Origin of the sequence: Variovorax sp. MHTC-1, from assembly GCF_003984645.1 — a bacterium.
GTDB lineage: Bacteria > Pseudomonadota > Gammaproteobacteria > Burkholderiales > Burkholderiaceae_C > Variovorax.
Genome location: NZ_RWKI01000112.1, coordinates 1 through 394 on the forward strand (window position 1 = coordinate 1; position 394 = coordinate 394).

A 394-nucleotide genomic window follows, 5' to 3' on the forward strand; every position below is an offset into this window, starting at 1 on the left:
CTCAATGCCGAGATCTACTCGCCGCCCTACCTGTTCGACAGCAACGGCCAGCGCCGGGCGCGCCCCATCATCAACCAGACGCCGGCCCAGCTGACGCTGGGCACCGACTTCCGCGTCACCGTCGCGTCGTCGCGGCCGATCCGCCGCGTCACGCTGATCCGCACCGGTGCGGTCACGCATTCCACCGATTTCGGGCAGCGCTTCCTCGAGCTGCCCTTCACCCAGGCCACGGGAAGCTCGAACGTCGACATCACCCTCAACGAGAGCCCGAACGTCGTGCCCATCGGGCACTACCTGCTGTACGTGATCGACGACAACGGCGTGCCCTCGGTCGGCAAGATCCTCAAGGTGGATGGCAGCGTGACGAAGGTCGCCGACCAGGGCCAGACCTTCA

The 394-nt window shown here is 66.5% G+C and carries 1 protein-coding gene; it reads left to right on the forward strand.

Annotated features, from left to right (window positions below; all coding sequences use genetic code 11):
• Window positions 1-394, forward strand: a 394-nt coding sequence (locus EJI01_RS28495) for a galactose oxidase early set domain-containing protein (protein WP_126840429.1), incomplete at both ends; no start/stop codon positions are given.